The sequence below is a fragment of the Cupriavidus sp. LA-1 genome, from assembly GCF_055385985.1.
This window is the reverse complement of the sequence record NZ_AP031388.1, coordinates 2032928-2049933: the sequence shown is the minus strand read 5'-3', so window position 1 is coordinate 2049933 and position 17006 is coordinate 2032928. Positions and strand designations below refer to the sequence as shown.

15 protein-coding genes are annotated in these 17006 nt (G+C 67.2%); 4 read left to right on the top strand and 11 right to left on the bottom strand.

All coding sequences use genetic code 11. The features are described 5' to 3' along the window. Positions 1-12 precede the first annotated feature (12 nt). Both ACZ5MJ_RS28430 and ACZ5MJ_RS28425 read right to left on the bottom strand, forming a co-directional pair. Positions 13-474, bottom strand: coding sequence for a tripartite tricarboxylate transporter TctB family protein (locus tag ACZ5MJ_RS28430; RefSeq protein ID WP_115212885.1), 462 nt, complete (start codon positions 472-474; stop codon positions 13-15). A gap of 445 nt (positions 475-919) precedes the next feature. Continuing rightward, positions 920-2410, bottom strand: a complete 1491-nt coding sequence (locus ACZ5MJ_RS28425; protein WP_464224280.1) for an MATE family efflux transporter — start codon at positions 2408-2410, stop codon at positions 920-922. Between the two features lie 271 nt (positions 2411-2681). On the opposite strand from ACZ5MJ_RS28425, the gene ACZ5MJ_RS28420 reads away from it, so the two are divergent. Together ACZ5MJ_RS28420 and ACZ5MJ_RS28415 are read left to right on the top strand one after the other, a co-directional pair. Beyond that, positions 2682-3470, top strand: coding sequence for an MHYT domain-containing protein (locus tag ACZ5MJ_RS28420; protein ID WP_464224278.1), 789 nt, complete (start codon positions 2682-2684; stop codon positions 3468-3470). 121 nt (positions 3471-3591) lie between these two features. Then, positions 3592-5019, top strand: coding sequence for an NAD-dependent succinate-semialdehyde dehydrogenase (locus tag ACZ5MJ_RS28415; protein WP_464224277.1), 1428 nt, complete (start codon positions 3592-3594; stop codon positions 5017-5019). 62 nt (positions 5020-5081) lie between these two features. Here ACZ5MJ_RS28415 and ACZ5MJ_RS28410 read toward each other — a convergent pair whose 3' ends face one another. The 7 genes from ACZ5MJ_RS28410 to ACZ5MJ_RS28380 form a co-directional block, all read right to left on the bottom strand. Then, a complete protein-coding gene (locus ACZ5MJ_RS28410) occupies positions 5082-6275 on the bottom strand; it encodes a DUF2252 family protein (RefSeq protein WP_464224276.1) in 1194 nt (397 codons plus the stop codon). Positions 6276-6351: 76 nt separating this feature from the next. Then, the gene (locus ACZ5MJ_RS28405) at positions 6352-6747 is read right to left on the bottom strand and encodes a cytochrome C oxidase subunit IV family protein (RefSeq protein WP_464224275.1); all 396 of its coding nucleotides are present in this window, start codon (positions 6745-6747) and stop codon (positions 6352-6354) included. 8 nt (positions 6748-6755) lie between these two features. Continuing rightward, entirely contained in the window at positions 6756-7463 is a 708-nt protein-coding gene (locus ACZ5MJ_RS28400) for a heme-copper oxidase subunit III family protein (protein ID WP_432261147.1), read from the bottom strand. A 23-nt stretch (positions 7464-7486) separates the two neighbouring features. Next, positions 7487-8134: a cytochrome c oxidase subunit 3 gene (locus ACZ5MJ_RS28395; protein ID WP_464224274.1), complete on the bottom strand. Its 648-nt coding sequence runs from the start codon at positions 8132-8134 to the stop codon at positions 7487-7489. Continuing rightward, positions 8131-9888 (bottom strand): cytochrome c oxidase subunit I, encoded by a 1758-nt coding sequence (gene ctaD, locus ACZ5MJ_RS28390; protein WP_464224273.1) that lies wholly within the window; start codon positions 9886-9888, stop codon positions 8131-8133. The genes ACZ5MJ_RS28395 and ctaD overlap by 4 nt, the downstream gene beginning before the upstream one ends. 10 nt (positions 9889-9898) lie before the next feature. Beyond that, on the bottom strand, positions 9899-11233 hold the full coding sequence (locus ACZ5MJ_RS28385; protein WP_464224271.1) for a cytochrome c oxidase subunit II: 1335 nt from the start codon (positions 11231-11233) through the stop codon (positions 9899-9901). A 234-nt stretch (positions 11234-11467) separates the two neighbouring features. Beyond that, positions 11468-11971, bottom strand: a complete 504-nt coding sequence (locus tag ACZ5MJ_RS28380) for a hypothetical protein (protein ID WP_464224269.1) — start codon at positions 11969-11971, stop codon at positions 11468-11470. Between the two features lie 285 nt (positions 11972-12256). Here ACZ5MJ_RS28380 and ACZ5MJ_RS28375 point away from each other — a divergent pair, with 285 nt between their 5' ends. Together ACZ5MJ_RS28375 and ACZ5MJ_RS28370 are read left to right on the top strand one after the other, a co-directional pair. Further along, positions 12257-12436, top strand: coding sequence for a hypothetical protein (locus ACZ5MJ_RS28375; protein ID WP_464224267.1), 180 nt, complete (start codon positions 12257-12259; stop codon positions 12434-12436). A gap of 43 nt (positions 12437-12479) precedes the next feature. Next, positions 12480-12647: a hypothetical protein gene (locus tag ACZ5MJ_RS28370; RefSeq protein ID WP_464224266.1), complete on the top strand. Its 168-nt coding sequence runs from the start codon at positions 12480-12482 to the stop codon at positions 12645-12647. 39 nt (positions 12648-12686) lie between these two features. Here the strand turns inward: ACZ5MJ_RS28370 and ACZ5MJ_RS28365 are convergent, their stop codons facing one another. After that, complete coding sequence (locus ACZ5MJ_RS28365) at positions 12687-12884, bottom strand: rubredoxin (RefSeq protein ID WP_464224265.1); 198 nt, start codon at positions 12882-12884, stop codon at positions 12687-12689. A 103-nt stretch (positions 12885-12987) separates the two neighbouring features. Further along, positions 12988-16965 carry a DUF748 domain-containing protein gene (locus tag ACZ5MJ_RS28360; RefSeq protein ID WP_464224264.1) on the bottom strand — a complete coding sequence of 1326 codons (3978 nt, stop codon included), beginning with the start codon at positions 16963-16965 and terminating at the stop codon, positions 12988-12990. Positions 16966-17006 lie beyond the last annotated feature (41 nt).

Here is a 17006-nt window from a genome sequence, read left to right as displayed (position 1 = left end):
GCTCGCTGCTCCTTAACCGGTGATGAATGCAGGCCATACCGGCATCTGCAGGTTGATGCCGTACACGAACGCACCCAGGCTGATCAGCACGAGCACCACGCTGTTGAGCAGCGCGCCCTTCCAGCTGAACTCATGGCTGGCCATCGACGACACCAGCACCAGCACGAACACCGACAGCACCATGCCAAGCGGCTTGAGCAACAGGCCGAACAGCACCACGGAACCCAGGATCCAGAGCAGGGTCTTCAGGTCCCAGCGCGCGAGATGGTCTTCCTCGCCCTTGGACGACAACGAACCGATCAGCACCAGCACACCAAGCAGTGCCAGCACCAGTCCAAGCAGGAATGGGAAATATCCGGGTCCCATCTTCGCGGCCGTTCCCATGGAATAGCCACGTGCGACCCAGGAAAAGCCGAATCCGACCAGAACGAACATCAGGCCGGAGGCAAAGTCCTTTTGGCTGCGTATGCGCAAAATGATTCTCCTCAAAGTTCACGAAATGCCGTGCCGGGGGGCGCACTGGCTCGGGCGCCGCAAGACATGCGCAAGGCATGCTCCCCGACGGTTGACCGGAACCTTAAAGACGCGAACTTTCAGGTGCCTTTCATTTGTATTGGTTTAGGGGTATTCACCGATGCCCCTGAGAAAATGGCAAATCCGGCCGATGTGCGCGGGCAAATACATCAGAACACGATGTATTTCAACGTGAAGAATCCGGAAGGAGAGCTGGAAGGAATATCAGACGAACAAGACGACGCGCACGCTTGCATCAGGGCAAGGCGCGGCCGGATAGACGCGCGCGCCTGGCCTGGCTGTCAGGGCACGCGTGCGCTGGGAGGGAGTGCCAGCGACCACACGATGACACATCGATCTTTCGAATGGCTTTCAATGGAGCCAACCCGATGACGGGCCGCTGAAGTCACCGCGCGGCTTCGGGCTCGGGCGTTGCCGCGGCCGTCTCCTCGACGACCTCGCCCGCATCTTCGCAGGGCGTGCCCATGCTGGTATCGGGCGCCAGCCCCACGGCCGCCGCCGGGTGCGGCGCCGTGGGCAGGATATGACTGCGGCGCCAGTTGCCGAAGCGGTAGTAGCCGATCGCCAGTGCCAGCGACACCACCGAACCCAGCGGGAAGCTCCACCAGATCGCCTCGGCGCCGATGCGCGGGCCCAGCGCCCACGCGAACGGCAGCCGGATCACCCACATCGACAGGAACAGGATCACCAGCGGCGCCATCACCGCGCCGGTGGCGCGCACCGTGCCGAAGATGACAATGGTGAAGCCGAACAGGATGAACGACCACAGCACCACCACATTGATATGCTGGGCGATGCCGATGGCCACGCCGTCGGTGCCGAGGAAGAGCCCGAGCGAATGGCGGTTGAACACATAGATCAGCGCGACCAGCGCGCCGGTCATGGCCACGTTGAACAGGAGCCCCACGCGCGTGACGCGCGACACACGCTGCCACAGCCCCGCGCCGACGTTCTGCGCCACCATCGACGACACGCTCGCGCCGACCGCCAGCGCCGGCATCTGCACATAGGTCCACAACTGCGAGGCCACGCCGTACGCGGCGGTCGTCTGCGAGCCATAGGTGTTGACCATCGCCATCATCACGATGGCGGACGACGAGATCACCACCATCTGCAGTCCCATCGGCAGGCCCTTGGCCACCAGCGCGCGCAGGATCGCGGGGTCCGGCCTCAGCAGCGCCAGCTGGCCGCGATGCAGCAGCAGGAAATGCCGGCGCCGGTACAGCAGCGCCAGCATCGCCGCCAGGCTCGCCAGCTGCGCGATCAGCGTGGCCAGCGCCGAGCCCGCGATGCCAAGCGGCGGGATCGGGCCCACGCCGAAGATCAGCACCGGGTTGAGCACCACGTCCAGGACCACGGACAACAACATGAACCAGAACGGCGTGCGCGAATCGCCGGCGCCGCGCAGCGTCATCATCACGAAGTTGTAGAAGTACATGAACGGCAGCGCCAGGAAGATGATGCGCAGGTAGGCCACCGCCAGCGGCGCGGCGTCTTCCGGGGTGTGCATCGCGGCCAGGATGTCCGGCGTGTAGAAGTAGCCCAGCGCCGAGGCCAGCACCGACATCCCGACAAAGAAGGTGGTGCTGGTGCCGACCACGCGGCGCGCCTCGTTCAGGTCACGCGCGCCGACCGCCTGGCCGATCATGATGGTATTGGCCATGCTGATGCCGAATACCACGCCCAGCAGGAAGAACAGGATGATGTTGGCGTTGGAGGTCGCCGTCAGCGCGGCTTCGCCCAGGAACCGGCCGACCCAGACCGAGTTGATCGAGGCGTTCAGCGACTGCAGGATGTTGCTGCCCAGCACCGGCAACGAGAACAGCAGCAGGGTCCGGCCGATCGGGCCGGTGGTCAGTCTGGCGTCTGGCTTCATAGGGTGTCGCGCATGGGAAATCTGCCCAGTCTATTCCTGCCCCGAGGTGCATACAAGCACGCATGGCACCCCCCGGCCGGGACGGTAACGCGCGCTTTGTCCGATCCTGGCCCGTTTTTTTACCTGAATGAGTTATTCCCCGGCGATTGCGGCGGATCGCATACTCGGCGCGGGACCACCGCGTCCCAGGCCGGCTGCCGGACGGGGTTACCTGGGTTCTCCGGCATGCGCGTGCTCCCTTCAATCGCAGTCATGACGAGGAGGTGGGGTCATGTTTGTCGGTTTCCAGCCTGTTTCCGGCGCCCTGGTGCCGTTTGCTTATGACTGGCCGATGGTGGGCCTGTCGTTCCTGATCTCGGTCTGCGGCGCCTATGTGGGCCTGCGCTGGTCGCGCCGGGTGCGCCTGCCCGACGGGCGCCTGGACGTGGACCGGCTGCTCTGCGCCAGCGTGGCACTGGGCGGCGGCGCGGTCTGGTCGATGCATTTCATTGGCATGGTGGCCTACGAGACCCCGACCCACCGCGAGTTCGGCCTGTTCCTGACACTGGCCTCGCTGCTGGTCGTGATGGTGCTGGCCGGGGCCGGGCTGGCCGTCGCCTCGCGCCCGCGCGGCAGCCGCACCGACAACGTGGTCAAGGGCGGCGTGCTGACCGGGCTGGGCGTGGTGGCGATGCACTACACCGGCATGGCGGCAATCCGCTCCAACACCCGCTTCGACTGGGACCTGGCCATCATCGGGCTGTCCGTGGTGATCGCGGTGGTGGTGTCGGTGGTGGCCTTGTGGCTTGCCACTACGGTGAAGACCCGCGGCAAGCAGCTGGCGGCGGCAGTGGTCATGGGCGTTGCCGTCTGCGGCATGCACTACACCGGCATGCTGGCGGGCACGATGATCTGCACCAGCCCGACCTACGCGCCCAGCCTGTTCGCCATCGAGGGCGACAGCATCGGCTACGCGGTGTTCGGCCTGACACTGATCACGCTGATGGTGATCCTGGTGGTGGAAGCCACCCGCAGCGGCGCTGAAGGCGCAGCCGTGGCCCGGGCGCGCGATACCGCCTGACCCGCCTGGACGGGTCGCGGGGACATTCCCGCACATTCCTGCCGGCAATGCGCCCGGCGCGCTGCATGAACGCGGCGGCCGGGTTAAGCTTGCGGTTTCACCGCCCACCAGGAGAACACGCATGTACCAGGATCTCGCCCTCTATATCGACGGGGAATTCATCAAGGGAGGCGACCGGCGCGAGCAGGATGTGATCAACCCGGCCACGCAGGAAGTGCTGGGCAAGCTGCCGCACGCCAGCCGGGCCGACCTGGACCGCGCGCTGGCCGCCGCGCAGCGTGCCTTTGAAACCTGGAAGAAGACCTCGCCGCTGGAGCGCGCCACGATCCTGCGCCGCGTGGGTGAGCTCACGCGCGAGCGGGCCAAGTCAATCGGCCGCAATATCACGCTGGACCAGGGCAAGCCGCTGGCCGAGGCCATTGGCGAGGTCATGGTCTGCGCCGAGCACGCCGACTGGCACGCCGAGGAATGCCGCCGCATCTACGGCCGCGTGATCCCGCCGCGCCAGCCCCATGTGCGCCAGATCGTGGTGCGCGAGCCGATCGGTGTGTGCGCCGCCTTCACGCCTTGGAACTTCCCGTTCAACCAGGCCATCCGCAAGATCGTGTCGGCGCTGGGCGCCGGCTGCACGCTGATCCTGAAGGGTCCCGAGGACTCGCCCAGCGCGGTGGTGGCGCTGGCGCAGCTGTTCCACGATGCCGGCCTGCCCCCGGGCGTGCTCAACATCGTCTGGGGCGTGCCCGGCGAGATCTCGACCTACCTGATCGAATCGCCGATCGTGCGCAAGATCTCGTTCACCGGCTCGGTGCCGGTGGGCAAGCAGCTGGCGGCGCTGGCCGGCGCGCATATGAAGCGCATGACCATGGAACTGGGCGGCCATTCGCCGGTGCTGGTGTTCGACGATGCCGATATCGACCCCGCCGCCGAGATGCTGGCGCGCTTCAAGCTGCGCAACGCCGGCCAGGTGTGCGTGTCGCCGACGCGCTTCTACGTCCAGGAGAAGGCCTATGACCGCTTCCTGGCGCGCTTTACCGAGGTGATCGGCTCGATCAAGGTGGGCGACGGCCTGGAGGCCGGCACGCAGATGGGCCCGCTGGCGCACGAGCGCCGCGTGCTGTCGATGGAGCAGTTCCTGGACGATGCCAGCCAGCGCGGCGGCAAGGTCGTGACCGGCGGCGCGCGCATGGGCGACAAGGGCTACTTCTTCGCCCCCACCGTGGTCACCGACCTGCCCGATGACTCGCGCCTGATGACCGACGAGCCGTTCGGCCCGGTCGCGCCGGTGACGCGCTTCAAGGACACCGCCGAGGCGCTGCGCCGCGCCAACAGCCTGCCCTACGGCCTGGCGTCGTATGTGTTCACCAACTCGCTGAAGACCGCGACCGAAGTGTCCAACGGGCTCGAAGCCGGCATGGTCAACATCAACCACTTCGGCATGGCGCTGGCCGAGACCCCGTTCGGCGGCATCAAGGACTCGGGCATCGGCAGCGAAGGCGGCCAGGAAACCTTCGACGGCTACCTGGTGACCAAGTTCATCACCCAGGCCTGAGCATGCTGACGCTGGCGCCGTTCACGCAAGCGTGAACGGCGCTTGCGTCTTTCAGCCCCCGCTCACTCTCCCCTCGCCTTGCGGTAATCCTCCGCATAGGCCTTCCACTGCGCCAGCGACACCACCCAGCCATGCCGCGCCAGCCGCAGCACGCCGCTGCGCCAGCGGGTGCCGGCGGCATACGCCTGCAACTGCTCGATCCGGTCCGCGGCATGGTGCCCGCAGCCGCGCAGGTGCGCCCACGCCGCGGCATGCGCCATGGTGACCAGCACATCGCGCAACTGCGCAAACCCGTTGCAGCGTGCCAGGTCGACCCGGTCAGCGGTTGGCTGCAGGCTCTTTACCAGGTAGGAAGCCTTGCCCATGTCGACCGCGGACAGCAGCGCGGGCGAAGCCGCCTGCATGATCTGCTGCGCGGCCGCGACACGCTTTGCATCGCTGCCCCAGCGCGGCTGCGGGCGGTTGGGCAGGTCCTGCCACGCGCTCGGCGCCGCGCGCTTGATGTCGATCAGGCGCTGCATGCCGCCCAGCTCATCGCGGGCCAGCACCACATAGCGCTCCAGGCCGAGGCTGCCGATGCCGGCCACGCGCCGCGCCGCGTCGTCGGCGGTGAAGCGGTGGCCGTGGTGGCTCTGCCTGGAATAAGCGGCAAGGATTGCGTGCGCGTGCTCGCGGCCGGCCTTGTCCGCAGGCAATGCATGGCGGCCGTCGCAGAGCAGGCGCCGCCTGCCCTTGCGCAGGGTGGTGCGCTCCGACAGCAGTTCACCCCGCCTGCGGCGCTTGACCCGGCGCAGCAGCGTGGCCACCATGCCCATCGCCGTGGAGCGCTCGAGCCAGCGCGCCTTGCCCGTCTGCAGCACGGCGGCGTAGGTGGAGAGCATCTCCTCGCACGCGCGCATGGCATTGCCCTCGGACAGGCCCAGCTGGCCCGAGGCGACCAGCACGCTTGACAGCACCCGGATCAGGTCCACGGTAAGCGGTGCGACCAGCGCGTCGTCAAAGTCGTTCAGGTCGAAATAGACCAGCCCGTTGTCGCCCTTGAAGCTGCCAAAGTTCTCCAGGTGCAGATCGCCGCAGACGTAGGTGGCCGGCGCATCGTGCAATGGCGCCTCATCGCGCAGCGATGCGGCATAGAGATGGTTGGTGCCGCGAAAGAAGGCAAACGGGTCTGCCGCGATGGTCGCAAGCTTGCGGGTCAGCCGCTCGGGATCGCGGCCATGGTTGTAGGTGAGGATTGCCTGCGTGGCGGCGTGCATAGGCTGTGCTTCCGTTCAGGGTTGAAATCCGGCAGCGGCGCGGCCGGCCGGCACGCGCTCCGGGTTCCGGCCCGGTTCAGCGGAAGAACAGGCCGCGCGTGAGGAAAGTGTGGTTGGCTTCTTCGGCCATCAGCCCGACCAGTACCAGCAGGCATAGTGGCGGGATCAGGATAGCGCAGATCAGCGCCATGCGCTCCCATGCCATGTGCATGAACACCGCCACGATCAGCCCGGCCTTCAGCGCCATGAACAGCAGGATCAGCGTCCAGCGCAGGTAGCCGGTGAAATGGAAGTAGTCGACCAGGTAGGACATGGTCGACAGCACGAACAGCAGCAGCCAGATCTTCAGGTACAGCCCGATGGGATGCTGCTGGCCGGAGTGCGCGGCATGCCCGGCATCCTGGCCGGTGCCATGCGGCGTGCCCTGCGCGGGCGCTGCGGGAGTTGCGGGAGTTGCCGGATTCGATGCCATGGCCGCCCTCACCAGAGATAGAACAACGCAAAGATAAATACCCAGACCAGGTCGACGAAGTGCCAGTACAGCCCCGCGATCTCGACGATCTGGTAATTGCCGGTGGCCTCGTAGCGCCCGCGCAGCACGCGCGTGGCCACGATCAGCAGGTACACCACGCCGCACGACACATGCAGCCCGTGAAACCCGGTGATCATGAAGAAGGTCGAGCCGAACTGCGCCGCGCCCATGGGGTTGCCCCACGGCCGCACGCCCTCGTCCATGATCAGCTTGGTCCATTCGAAGGCCTGCATGCTGACGAACATCACGCCGAACAGCGCGGTCACCAGCATCAGCAGCGCGCACTCGCGGCGCGCGCGGCGGTAGGCAAAGTTGACCGCCATCGCCATGGTGCCGCTGCTGGTGATCAGCACGAAGGTCATGATGGCGATCAGCAGCAGCGGGATGTCGGCGCCGCCCACGTGCAGCGCGAACACCTCGCTGGGGTTGGGCCATGGCACCGTGGTCGACATGCGCACGGTCATGTAGCCGGTCAGGAAGCAGCTGAAAATGAAGGTATCGGACAGCAGGAAGATCCACATCATCGCCTTGCCCCACGACACCTTGAAGGCCTGCTGGTCCGACGACCAGTCGGCCAGCAGGCCGCGCAGGCCACCCACCGGGGGCGCAGGCGCCACGCCGGGTGTGGCCGATGGTGAAGACAGTTGCGTTGACATGCCGGTCCTCCTTGCCGCCGCCGCTAGGCCGTGCCGCAGATGTAGCGCACCAGTTCGGGCGTGAGCCACCCCAGTGCGGCCAGCAGCACCAGCCACACCGCCAGCAGGAAATGCCAGTAGCGCGCGCACAGCCGCATACGCAGCACCGCGGCCTCGCCGCTGCCGCGCGACGACATGGCAACGCCCCAGCCGGCCAGGCCGCCCAGCACGTGCAGGCCGTGCATCGCCGTCAGCAGGTAGAAGAAGCTGCCGGCCGGATTGCCGGCAGGCATCACCTGCATCGCGCCCAGCGCCTGCCAGGCCCACAGCTGCGAGGCCACGAAGCCGGCCGCGCCCAGGCCGCCCAGGCGCAGCGCCTGCCGGGCCACTGCCATCTCGCCCTGGCCCGCGGCGTGCGACGCCACCGCCATGGCCACGCTGCCGGCCGCCAGCAGCGCGGTCGACAACCACACCTGCCACGGCAAGCCGATGCGGTGCCAGTCCGGGCTGTCCATGCGCAGCGCATAGGCCGTCAGGAACAGCGCAAACAGCGAGCTGACCACGCCCATGAACACCCACAGGCCGATGCTCGCCGGGGCACGCCCGCGCGGACGGTGGTTGGCGGCGTTCTCGCCGGACGGGTTGCCGCCGAAATCGTCGCGGCTGACCTTGTACAGGGCTTCGGCGTTCATGCGACGGCTCCGCGGCTGGCATGCGGCTCGGGCTCGGCCCCGCCCGCCTCGGGCGGCGCGTTCTGGGCGATAAAGTCCTCGGGCGCGCCCGGCACGCTGTAAGCATAGGCCCAGCGGTACACCACCGGCAGGTGCGGTCCCCAGTTGCCGTGCACCGGCGGCGTCTGCGGCGTCTGCCATTCCAGCGAGGCGGCGCGCCACGGGTTGGCGTCGGCCTTGCGGCCACGCCACAGGCTCCACACCAGGTTGAAGACAAAGAGCAGCTGCGCCGTGGCCACGATGAACGCGGCCACCGAGATATACATGTTCATCACATGCGCCGATTCGGGGATAAAGGCGTAGTTCTGGTAGGCGTAGTAGCGGCGCGGCATGCCCAGCACGCCCAGGTAGTGCATCGGGAAGAAGATGGCGTAGGTGCCGACGAAGGTGACCCAGAAATGGATGCGGCCCATGGTATCTTCCAGCATCCTGCCGGTGACCTTCGGGTACCAGTGGTAGATGCCGCCGAATACCACCAGGATCGGCGACACGCCCATCACCATGTGGAAGTGCGCCACCACGAAGTAGGTATTCGACAGCGGGATATCCACGCTGACATTGCCCAGGAACAGCCCGGTCAGCCCGCCGATGACAAAGGTGCTGATAAAGGCGATCGCAAACAGCATCGGCACGGTGAAATGAATATCGCCGCGCCACAGCGTGATGACCCAGTTGTAGACCTTGATCGCGGTGGGGATGGCGATGATTAGCGTGGTGGTGGCAAAGAAGAAGCCGAAGTACGGGTTCATGCCGCTGACGAACATATGGTGCGCCCACACCACCACTGACAGCACCCCGATCGCCAGGATCGCCCACACCATGGTGCGATAGCCAAAGATGCTCTTGCGCGAATGCACGCTGACCAGGTCCGAGACGATGCCGAACGCCGGCAGCGCGACGATATAGACCTCGGGATGGCCGAAGAACCAGAACAGGTGCTGGAACAGCAGCGGACTGCCGCCCTTGTACTGCAGCTGCTGGCCCATCGACACGATCGCCGGCATGAAGAAGCTGGTGCCCAGCGTGCGGTCCAGCAGCATCATCACTGCCGACACGAACAGCGCCGGGAACGCCAGCAGCGCCAGGATGGTGGCCATGAAGATGCCCCACACCGACAGCGGCATGCGCAGCAGCGTCATGCCCTCGGTGCGCGCCTGCAGCACTGTGGTGACGTAGTTCAGGCCGCCCATGGTGGCAGCGACGATAAAGATCGCCAGCGACACCAGCATCAGGATGATGCCCCACTCATAGCCTGGGGTGCCGGGCAGGATGGCCTGCGGCGGATACAGCGTCCATCCCGCCCCGGTCGGCCCGCCGGGCACGAAGAAGCTGGTCAGCAGCACGATCACCGACAGCAGGTAGACCCAGAAGCTGAGCATGTTGAGGAAGGGGAACACCATGTCGCGCGCCCCCACCATCAGCGGGATCAGGTAGTTGCCAAAGCCGCCCAGGAACAGCGCGGTCAGCAGGTAGATCACCATGATCATGCCGTGCATGGTGACGAACTGGTAATAGCGGTTGGCGTCGATGAACTCGAAGCGCCCCGGAAAGCCAAGCTGCATGCGCATCAGGTTGGACAGCGCCACCCCCACCAGGCCCACCACGATCGCGACGATGGTGTACTGCACGGCGATCACCTTGTGGTCCTGGCTCCAGACATAGCGGGTCCAGAAACTCTGCGGCGCGTGATGGGCGGCATCGTCGGCGTAAGCCATGCGGGTCTCCTCACTTCCTGGCGGGCGCGGGCGCCGCCGAGGGCGGCACGGCCACGGCCGTCGAAGTCGTATAGGTGCCGGACTCGGCCCCGGGCGCGGCTGCCGTGGTGGCGGCACTGGTCGCGGCAGCGGGGCCCGCGGGGATTTCCGCCGGCGCTGCCGGCGCAACCGTGCCTGCCGCAGCGGCTTCGCTGCCGGCTGACTTGATATAGGCGATCAGCGCCGACACCTCGTCCTCGCTCACCGGCAGCTTCGGCATCACCGGACCGAAGCCCTTGACCAGCCGCGCCTGCGGATCGGTGATCTCCTCGTGCAGGAAGGCATCATCGACCTTGGCACTGCTGCCGTCGGCAAAGGTCTCGGTCTTGCCGTACAGGCCCTTCCAGGTCGGCCCGACGCCCGGATTGCCGTCGATGCTGTGGCAGCCGACGCACCCCTTGCTTTGCGCCAGCGCGCGGCCCTTCTCGATGGTGCCGGCGTCGCCGGCGGCGCCAGGCGTGGCAGCGGCCATTGCCGCCGGCGGGGCTGCTGCCTTCGCCAGCGTCACGGCAAAGGTCTGCTGCTTCGCCAGCCATGCCTCATAGGCGGCCGGCGCTTCCACCACCACCGTGCCGCGCATGTTGTAGTGTCCCACGCCGCACAGCTGCGCGCACAGGATTTCAAAGCGTCCCGCCTGCGTCGGCGTGAACCAGAACGACGTTACCATGCCCGGCACCATGTTCATGCGCGCCCGGAACGGCGGCACGTAGAAGTCATGCAGCACGTCCTTGGAGCGCAGCAGCACCTTGACTGGCTTGTTCAGCGGCAGGTGCACCTCGGGCCCTACGATGACGATATTGTCCATGCCGCGCGGATCGTCGGGGTCCAGCCCGAGCGGATTTGCGCCGGTGACGAAGCGCGCATCGGAAGCCCCCAACTGGCCGCTCTTGCCGGGAAAACGGAAGGCCCACGACCACTGCTGCCCCACCACTTCCATCACCATGGCATCGCGCGGCGGGCGCACGTAGTCGGCGTAGACGAACAGGCCCGGCGCCAGCAGCGCCACCACGCCCAGCGTGGTGCCGCCGATCAGCCACAGTTCGAGCTTGCTGTTCTCCGGGTGGTAGGACGCGCGATGGCCGGTGCCGCCATTGGGATGTGGCGCCTCATGCCGGTAGCGCCAGGCGATGTAGCCGACAAACAGGTTGATGCCGATGAAGAAAATGCCGGTGATGACGAGGGTAATGGTCAGCGTATCGTCCATCTGCTTCCAGTTGGACGCCAGCGGGGTCGCCCACCACGGGCTCATGAAATGGAAGAGCACCGAAGCGACGACCATGACTACGAGTGCGATGGCCAACGCCATATCCACCCTCCTCCTCGCGCGTGGCGAGGGATGCGCAAGTCACGCAGGTAGAGATAAGACTAGTGCATGCCGTCAGGTCACTGCAAGGCGACATGCCAATGCAATGGTGCCGCACTGCACAAGCGCGCAGCGCGAGAAAAAGCGGCGGCGGGAACCCTTGGTTCCGGCCGCCGCAGCCCGTGCGCGCGTGCCCGGGCAGGGTCGGCGCGCAACGTAACCGTCATGTCGGTGCAGTCAGTGCGATACGTCCTTGCTTTCCAGCTTCCAGTAGCAGGCCGCCGCCGCCATCCCGAAGATCAGGTGCCCGATGAAGGTATGCCAGCCGCGCACCTCGACAAACCAGGGGAAGGCCCGCGTCATCGCATGGAAGTTGAAGAAGTACACCACCAGCCCGAACATCGCACCCGCCAGCATGGCCATGCCGAGGCTCGAGTCCAGCGTGAAGGGTGCAATGATGGCCGCCAGGATCATCCCCAGCACGGCGCCCAGCACGAAGTGGATCACCAGTGCCGCGGCCACGGTGCCAACGCTGAACAGCGAGGTCTGCAATACCTCCGGTCCCATCACGATCGCGGCGATCATGCGCGTGGCAACCCAGGGGTTGACGCCCGACACCATCGACGACCAGAACAGTTCCAGCACCAGCAGCAGCGCGCCCGCCGCCAGCCCCGACACCGCTGCCGCGGTCCAGTCCGGCAGTCGTCGCACGTAGTGGTGCGATTGCATGTGAAGTTCCATAGCCACCTCCGTCTCTCTCTCGGTCGGCGGGGCATCGGACTTGAGTGGGAACAGGCCCCGCGTCTTTGCTCAGCATAGGACACGGGTTTCCCGCTTCGGGGTCAAAAGGGTGAAAAAGGCGTGGCATGAGTACGCGGCGCAACGCCCGGCGGGCCATATGTGCTGGCATCGGTACCTGCGGCGTCATCTGCCCGGCACGGGTTGGGGACAATCCCGATGCGCGCGGCCGTGCAGCCGGCACACACTGCCTATACTGGATTCACAGAAGAGAGACAGGAGACCGCCATGCACCTCACCGCGCATGATCTTGTATTCCTGATTCCGATGGCGCTGGTAGGCGTGATCGCCATGGGCTCGATCCCGGTGACCGCCAAATTCATGCGCATCAGTTGCCGGACCATGGGTGCCCTGATCGGCGCGCTGGTTGCGGTATTGGTGCTTGAAGCGTTACCGCTGCTGATCTGACTCCGCAAGGGTCGGACAGGCGGGATTGGGGAGGAGGGCCGCTATGTCGATCGGCCTGCTCGCCGCCGTGATGGCGGCGCTGCTGTTCATTACCGTGCTGCGGGCGATCTGGCGCTGCAGCCATCCGTATCGGATGCGCTATCGGCGCTGCGCCGCACAACGCCAGCGCGCGGGGCTTTGCCGTTCCGCGCAGCGGCGGCACTACAGCTAGCCGCCAGGGTCCGCTGGCGCCGCAAAAGCGCCTTGCGCGTTACAGCTCGATCATCGCGAATTCGGCCTTGCCGACGTCGCATTCCGGGCAGCGCCAGTCATCGGGGATGTCTTCCCAGCGCGTGCCGGGGGCGATGCCGTCTTCCGGCCAGCCTTGTTCTTCGTCGTAGACCCAGCCGCAGATCACGCATACCCAGGTCTTGAAGGCGACGTCGGCTTCGATTTGGTCCTGCTGCAAAACTCACTCCTGAATCGGCTATGGAACGGATTGTCCGGGCCGAATCATACCGGTTTTCCGGTCAGGGCCCGTGGCGGCGCTGGTTGCGGCGCCGCCACCCGGGCTACCCGCGGATGGAGAAATCCACCCGGTTGGGCGCGCCCTTGTCCTTGATGCCCTCGGCACTGAGCTTGGGCGCGGTCAGGAACAGCCGGCTTTCCGGCACCTTGCCCTCGCGCTCGAGCGACTGCTTGACCGCCAGCGCGCGCGCTTCGGCCAGGCGTTTCAGGTCGGCATCGGTGACGGTGGCGTTGGCCATCAGCAGCTTTTCCATTTCCTCCGGCGGCAGGGACTTGGCGAAGCCGACGATGTTGCGCGGCTTCTTCATCGAGGTGCGCTTGTAGACCTGCTCCAGGTACTTGGGATACTCCGCCTTCGAGACCTTGACCTCGGCGCCCTGCTCGCCGGCTTCGTCCTCGCCAGCCTCGCCGCCCGCCTGTGCGCTGGTGCGCTGGTCGCGCCGCTTCTGCTCGGCCACGCGCGCATCCAGCCACGCGCGGCGCGCGCCGGCCTCATCGGTGGCCGGGTCGATGCGGCCGCTGATTTCCAGCCGCAGCGAGGGCCGGTCGTTGAGCGCCTGGCCCAGCTTGGCGATCTTGTCCTTCGCCGCCGGCGTCAGCGTCGCGGTGCCGGGCGCGAACTCGACATAGCCCAGTTCGTCGCCACCGCCGCCAAAGGCCGACGCAATCAGCGAGAACGGCGATGTGATGGCCTTGGCCAGCAGGTTGACGATCACGCGCACAATCACCCCGCCGATACTGAACTCCGGATCCGACAGCGATCCCGACACCGGCAGGTTCACGTCGATCACCCCGTTGCGGTCCTTGAGCAGGGACACCGCCAGCAGCACCGGCAGCTTGGTCGCATCCGGGCTGTCGACACGATCGCCGAAGGTGAGCTGGTCCAGGAACAGGTGGTTGCGCGCATCGAGCTTGCCGTTCTCGATCTTGTAGGCCACGTCCACGGTCAGCTTGCCCTTGGTGATCGGGTAGCCGGCGTACTTGGCGGCGTAGGGCGTGAGCCGCGTCAGTTCCACGCCCGAGGCCTTGGCGGCAATGTCCAGGAACAGCTGCTCGCCCAGCGGATTGAGCTTGCCGCTGATATTGACCGGCGCGTCGTCGTCGATGCGGCCATCCAGGACCAGGTCGGCCGGCGTGGGATCGCCCGACGACACCTTGGACACCGAGCCCTTCATGCCGGTCAGGTTGGCGCTGTAGTTGGGCTTGACGAAGAAATCAGAGAAATTGATGTTGCCCTTGTCGACCGAAATGCCGCCAATGCGCATCTGCGGCTTGGGCCCGCCCGGCTTCTGCGCGACCTGGGCCGTGCGCGTGTCGCCGGTCTGCACCGGCGGCGTCGCCGGCGCCGAGGCCGGGTTGGCCTGGGTCAGGCTGGTGGACGGCGCGGCCTCGCCCTTGGCGGCGCCGCCGGCCATCACGTCCTGCAGGTTCAGGCGGCCGTTGGCGTTCAGGATCACGCGGGCATAGAAGTCCGACAGCGCGACATTGCCCAGGCTCACGCGCATCGGCCCCTTGCTCTCGTCCATCGCAAAGTCGATGCCCGATACCGCCAGCGAGCGCCAGCGCAGGAAGTCATCGCCGGTGATGCGGTCCACCGTGCGCACATTGCCGGCCAGCACGTTGCCGTTGAAATTCGCGGCGACAGCCCTGCCGGCTGGCGCATCGACATTGAGCTTGCCCTTGACCGTCAGCGTGCCGGTGCGCAGGGCCGCGTTGAAGCGGTCAGCCATGTACGGCTGCAGCGGGCTGACCTCAACCTGGCGCAGATCCAGTTGCAGCCGGCTGGCGGGGACCGCCGGCAACACCGTGCCGTCGACGCCGATCACGCCATTGCGACCGGATTCGGCATGCAGCTTGACTGGCACCGCCGCCGGCGTCAGCGGCCAGGCGACGGCGCCGGTGGTCAGGCCGATATTGCGGAACTGGTGGATCACCGGGCGGCCGCGGTTGGCCTCGGCCGGCTGGTAGTCCGCCAGCCGGGCGCTGCCGCCTTCCACCACGACCTTGCCGATATTGGCCTTCCAGCCGCCGCCCGCCGCCGCGCCATTGGCGCTGGCCGCCGCCTTCGCCGGTGCCGGCTCAGCACGCCGCGGCGTGCCGCGCGCCTGCTGCGCGGATTCGGTTGTCCACAGCCGCGCCATCTCGATCAGCTCGCCGCGATAGTCGCGCGTGGCCGCGATCTGCGGCTGCGCCAGCGTGACCTGGCTGGTGGCAAAAGTCTGCTTGGCGAGGTCGAACTGGATATCGTCCAGCACCAGCTTCCGGGCCTGCAGCAGCGGCAGGTTGGCGCCGTCGCGGTCGGCGGCGCTCTCACGCGCCCGGCGGCCGGCACGCGGCGCGCCACGGCCGTTGTCCGCGGGCTGCGCATCGGCCTCGTTGCCGCCCGCGGCGGCGGACGCCGGCATCACCACGGGCTCGCGCGTGGCAACATAGAGCGGCGCCAGTTCCAGGCGCGATTTCTCCAGCACGAACTGGAACGGCGGCGTGCCCCATGCCATGCGGTAATGCAGCTCGGCGTTGAGCGCGGTCGTGCCGAACTGGCTGCGCAGCTCGCGCGGCCACCAGGCGGCAAACCCCTGCGGCCGCAGCCCGGTGGTTTCCAGCGTGCCGGCCATCGAGCCCTCGCGCAGCAGCAGGTCGCCGGTGTGGTGCAGGGTCTGGCCATCGGCCACGGTCAGCGTGGCCTCGATGTGTGCCGGCTTGTCGCCGTCGGTGCCGGCAAAGCCCTTGACCTCGGCATCGAGCGGACCGAGCGCGAGCTTGCCCGGGCCCGACGGCGCCAGCGCATCGTCAAATCCCAGCCGGGCCTGCTTGACGACGATGCGGTCGACCGCATAGCGCCACGGCTCGTCCTTGGGCGCCGTCTTCGCGGGTGCGGCTTGCACGCCCGACGCTGCCGCCGGGGCCGAGGCCGGCGCCACGGCGGGAGCCGGCGCTGGCGCCACGCCATCGGTGGACTGGCTCGCCGCCTGCGGCAGGAACGCCGTGGCCAGGTTCAGCGAGCCGTCCGCACGGCGCGCGGCCTCCACCGCCAGTCCTTCGATTTCCACGCTGCGCAGTTGCGCGCGGTGCGCCAGCGGCTCGAGCCTGCCGATATCCACCGCCAGGCGGCCGCTCTTGACCAGCGGCTGCCCGGCGCGGGTGCGCACGTCGGCATCGCGCAGCGCGGCGGTGCCCATCACCACCATCTCCTGCGTGTCCTTCTGCTGGCGGAACGCCACCGTCAGGCGCGTATCGAGCTTGCCCGACTTGACCTCGGCATCGCGCAGCGGCGGCGCGAACGCCATCAGGCGCGCCACCTCGAGTCCGTCCAGGTTGATGTTCAGCCGCGTCTGGCGTGAATCGGCAAAGGGCAGCACCTCGCCGTCCAGCGCCAGCGGCGTGCCATTGACCTGCGCGCTCAGCGTGGGCCGCGTCACGATTTCGACGTCATGCGGCAGGTTGGACAGGAACGGCAGGGTCAGCGTCAGGTTGTCGACGCGCAGGCTGGTATTGAGCAGCTTGTCGTCATAGCTGAAGCTGCTGCCGGTGACCGCGATGTTGTTGACCGAGAAGCGCGCCGGCTTGGCATCGGCGGGCTTGGGCGGCAGGGCCGCGAACTTGTCCTGGACATCGGCAAAGCTCATGCGGCCGTCGCCGCCACGCACCACGTGCACGGCGAGCCGGTCGACATGCAGGTTGTCCACCACCGGCGCCAGGTGCCAGACCGAGGCCACCGAGGTATTGGCCTCAACCTCACCCAGCGTCAGCGCCGGGGTCTTGCCGTCGCGCTCGTAGATGGTCAGGTCAGTGAGCGTGGCCGCCAGCGCAAACGGCCGCACATGGGCCTTGCCCAGCGTGACCTTGCGCCCGAGCGCCTCGGTCGCATTCTTTTCGACCAGGTGTTTGAGCAGCGGCGGGCCGCCCAAATACCCCGCCAGCCCAAACACCGCGAGCGCCACGACCACGCCGCCCGCGACGCGCGTCGCCAGCCGGCCGCGTGGCGTGGCAGCCACTGCCAGGATGGATTGCTTGAAAGCCATGATGTTCCAGAAGATCCGACCCCGTACTCCGGCGCTGCACG

What these genes read in the sequence shown, in the direction of transcription:
- ACZ5MJ_RS28425 (WP_464224280.1), bottom strand. Translation starts at nt 2,410, where the DNA reads ATGAAGCCAGACGCCAGACTGACCACCGGCCCGATCGGCCGGACCCTG.
- ctaD (WP_464224273.1), bottom strand. Translation starts at nt 9,888, where the DNA reads ATGGCTTACGCCGACGATGCCGCCCATCACGCGCCGCAGAGTTTCTGG.
- ACZ5MJ_RS28370 (WP_464224266.1), top strand. Translation starts at nt 12,480, where the DNA reads ATGTCGATCGGCCTGCTCGCCGCCGTGATGGCGGCGCTGCTGTTCATT.
- ACZ5MJ_RS28380 (WP_464224269.1), bottom strand. Translation starts at nt 11,971, where the DNA reads ATGGAACTTCACATGCAATCGCACCACTACGTGCGACGACTGCCGGAC.
- ACZ5MJ_RS28405 (WP_464224275.1), bottom strand. Translation starts at nt 6,747, where the DNA reads ATGGCATCGAATCCGGCAACTCCCGCAACTCCCGCAGCGCCCGCGCAG.
- ACZ5MJ_RS28410 (WP_464224276.1), bottom strand. Translation starts at nt 6,275, where the DNA reads ATGCACGCCGCCACGCAGGCAATCCTCACCTACAACCATGGCCGCGAT.
- ACZ5MJ_RS28395 (WP_464224274.1), bottom strand. Translation starts at nt 8,134, where the DNA reads ATGAACGCCGAAGCCCTGTACAAGGTCAGCCGCGACGATTTCGGCGGC.
- ACZ5MJ_RS28385 (WP_464224271.1), bottom strand. Translation starts at nt 11,233, where the DNA reads ATGGCGTTGGCCATCGCACTCGTAGTCATGGTCGTCGCTTCGGTGCTC.
- ACZ5MJ_RS28375 (WP_464224267.1), top strand. Translation starts at nt 12,257, where the DNA reads ATGCACCTCACCGCGCATGATCTTGTATTCCTGATTCCGATGGCGCTG.
- ACZ5MJ_RS28420 (WP_464224278.1), top strand. Translation starts at nt 2,682, where the DNA reads ATGTTTGTCGGTTTCCAGCCTGTTTCCGGCGCCCTGGTGCCGTTTGCT.
- ACZ5MJ_RS28415 (WP_464224277.1), top strand. Translation starts at nt 3,592, where the DNA reads ATGTACCAGGATCTCGCCCTCTATATCGACGGGGAATTCATCAAGGGA.
- ACZ5MJ_RS28400 (WP_432261147.1), bottom strand. Translation starts at nt 7,463, where the DNA reads ATGTCAACGCAACTGTCTTCACCATCGGCCACACCCGGCGTGGCGCCT.
- ACZ5MJ_RS28360 (WP_464224264.1), bottom strand. Translation starts at nt 16,965, where the DNA reads ATGGCTTTCAAGCAATCCATCCTGGCAGTGGCTGCCACGCCACGCGGC.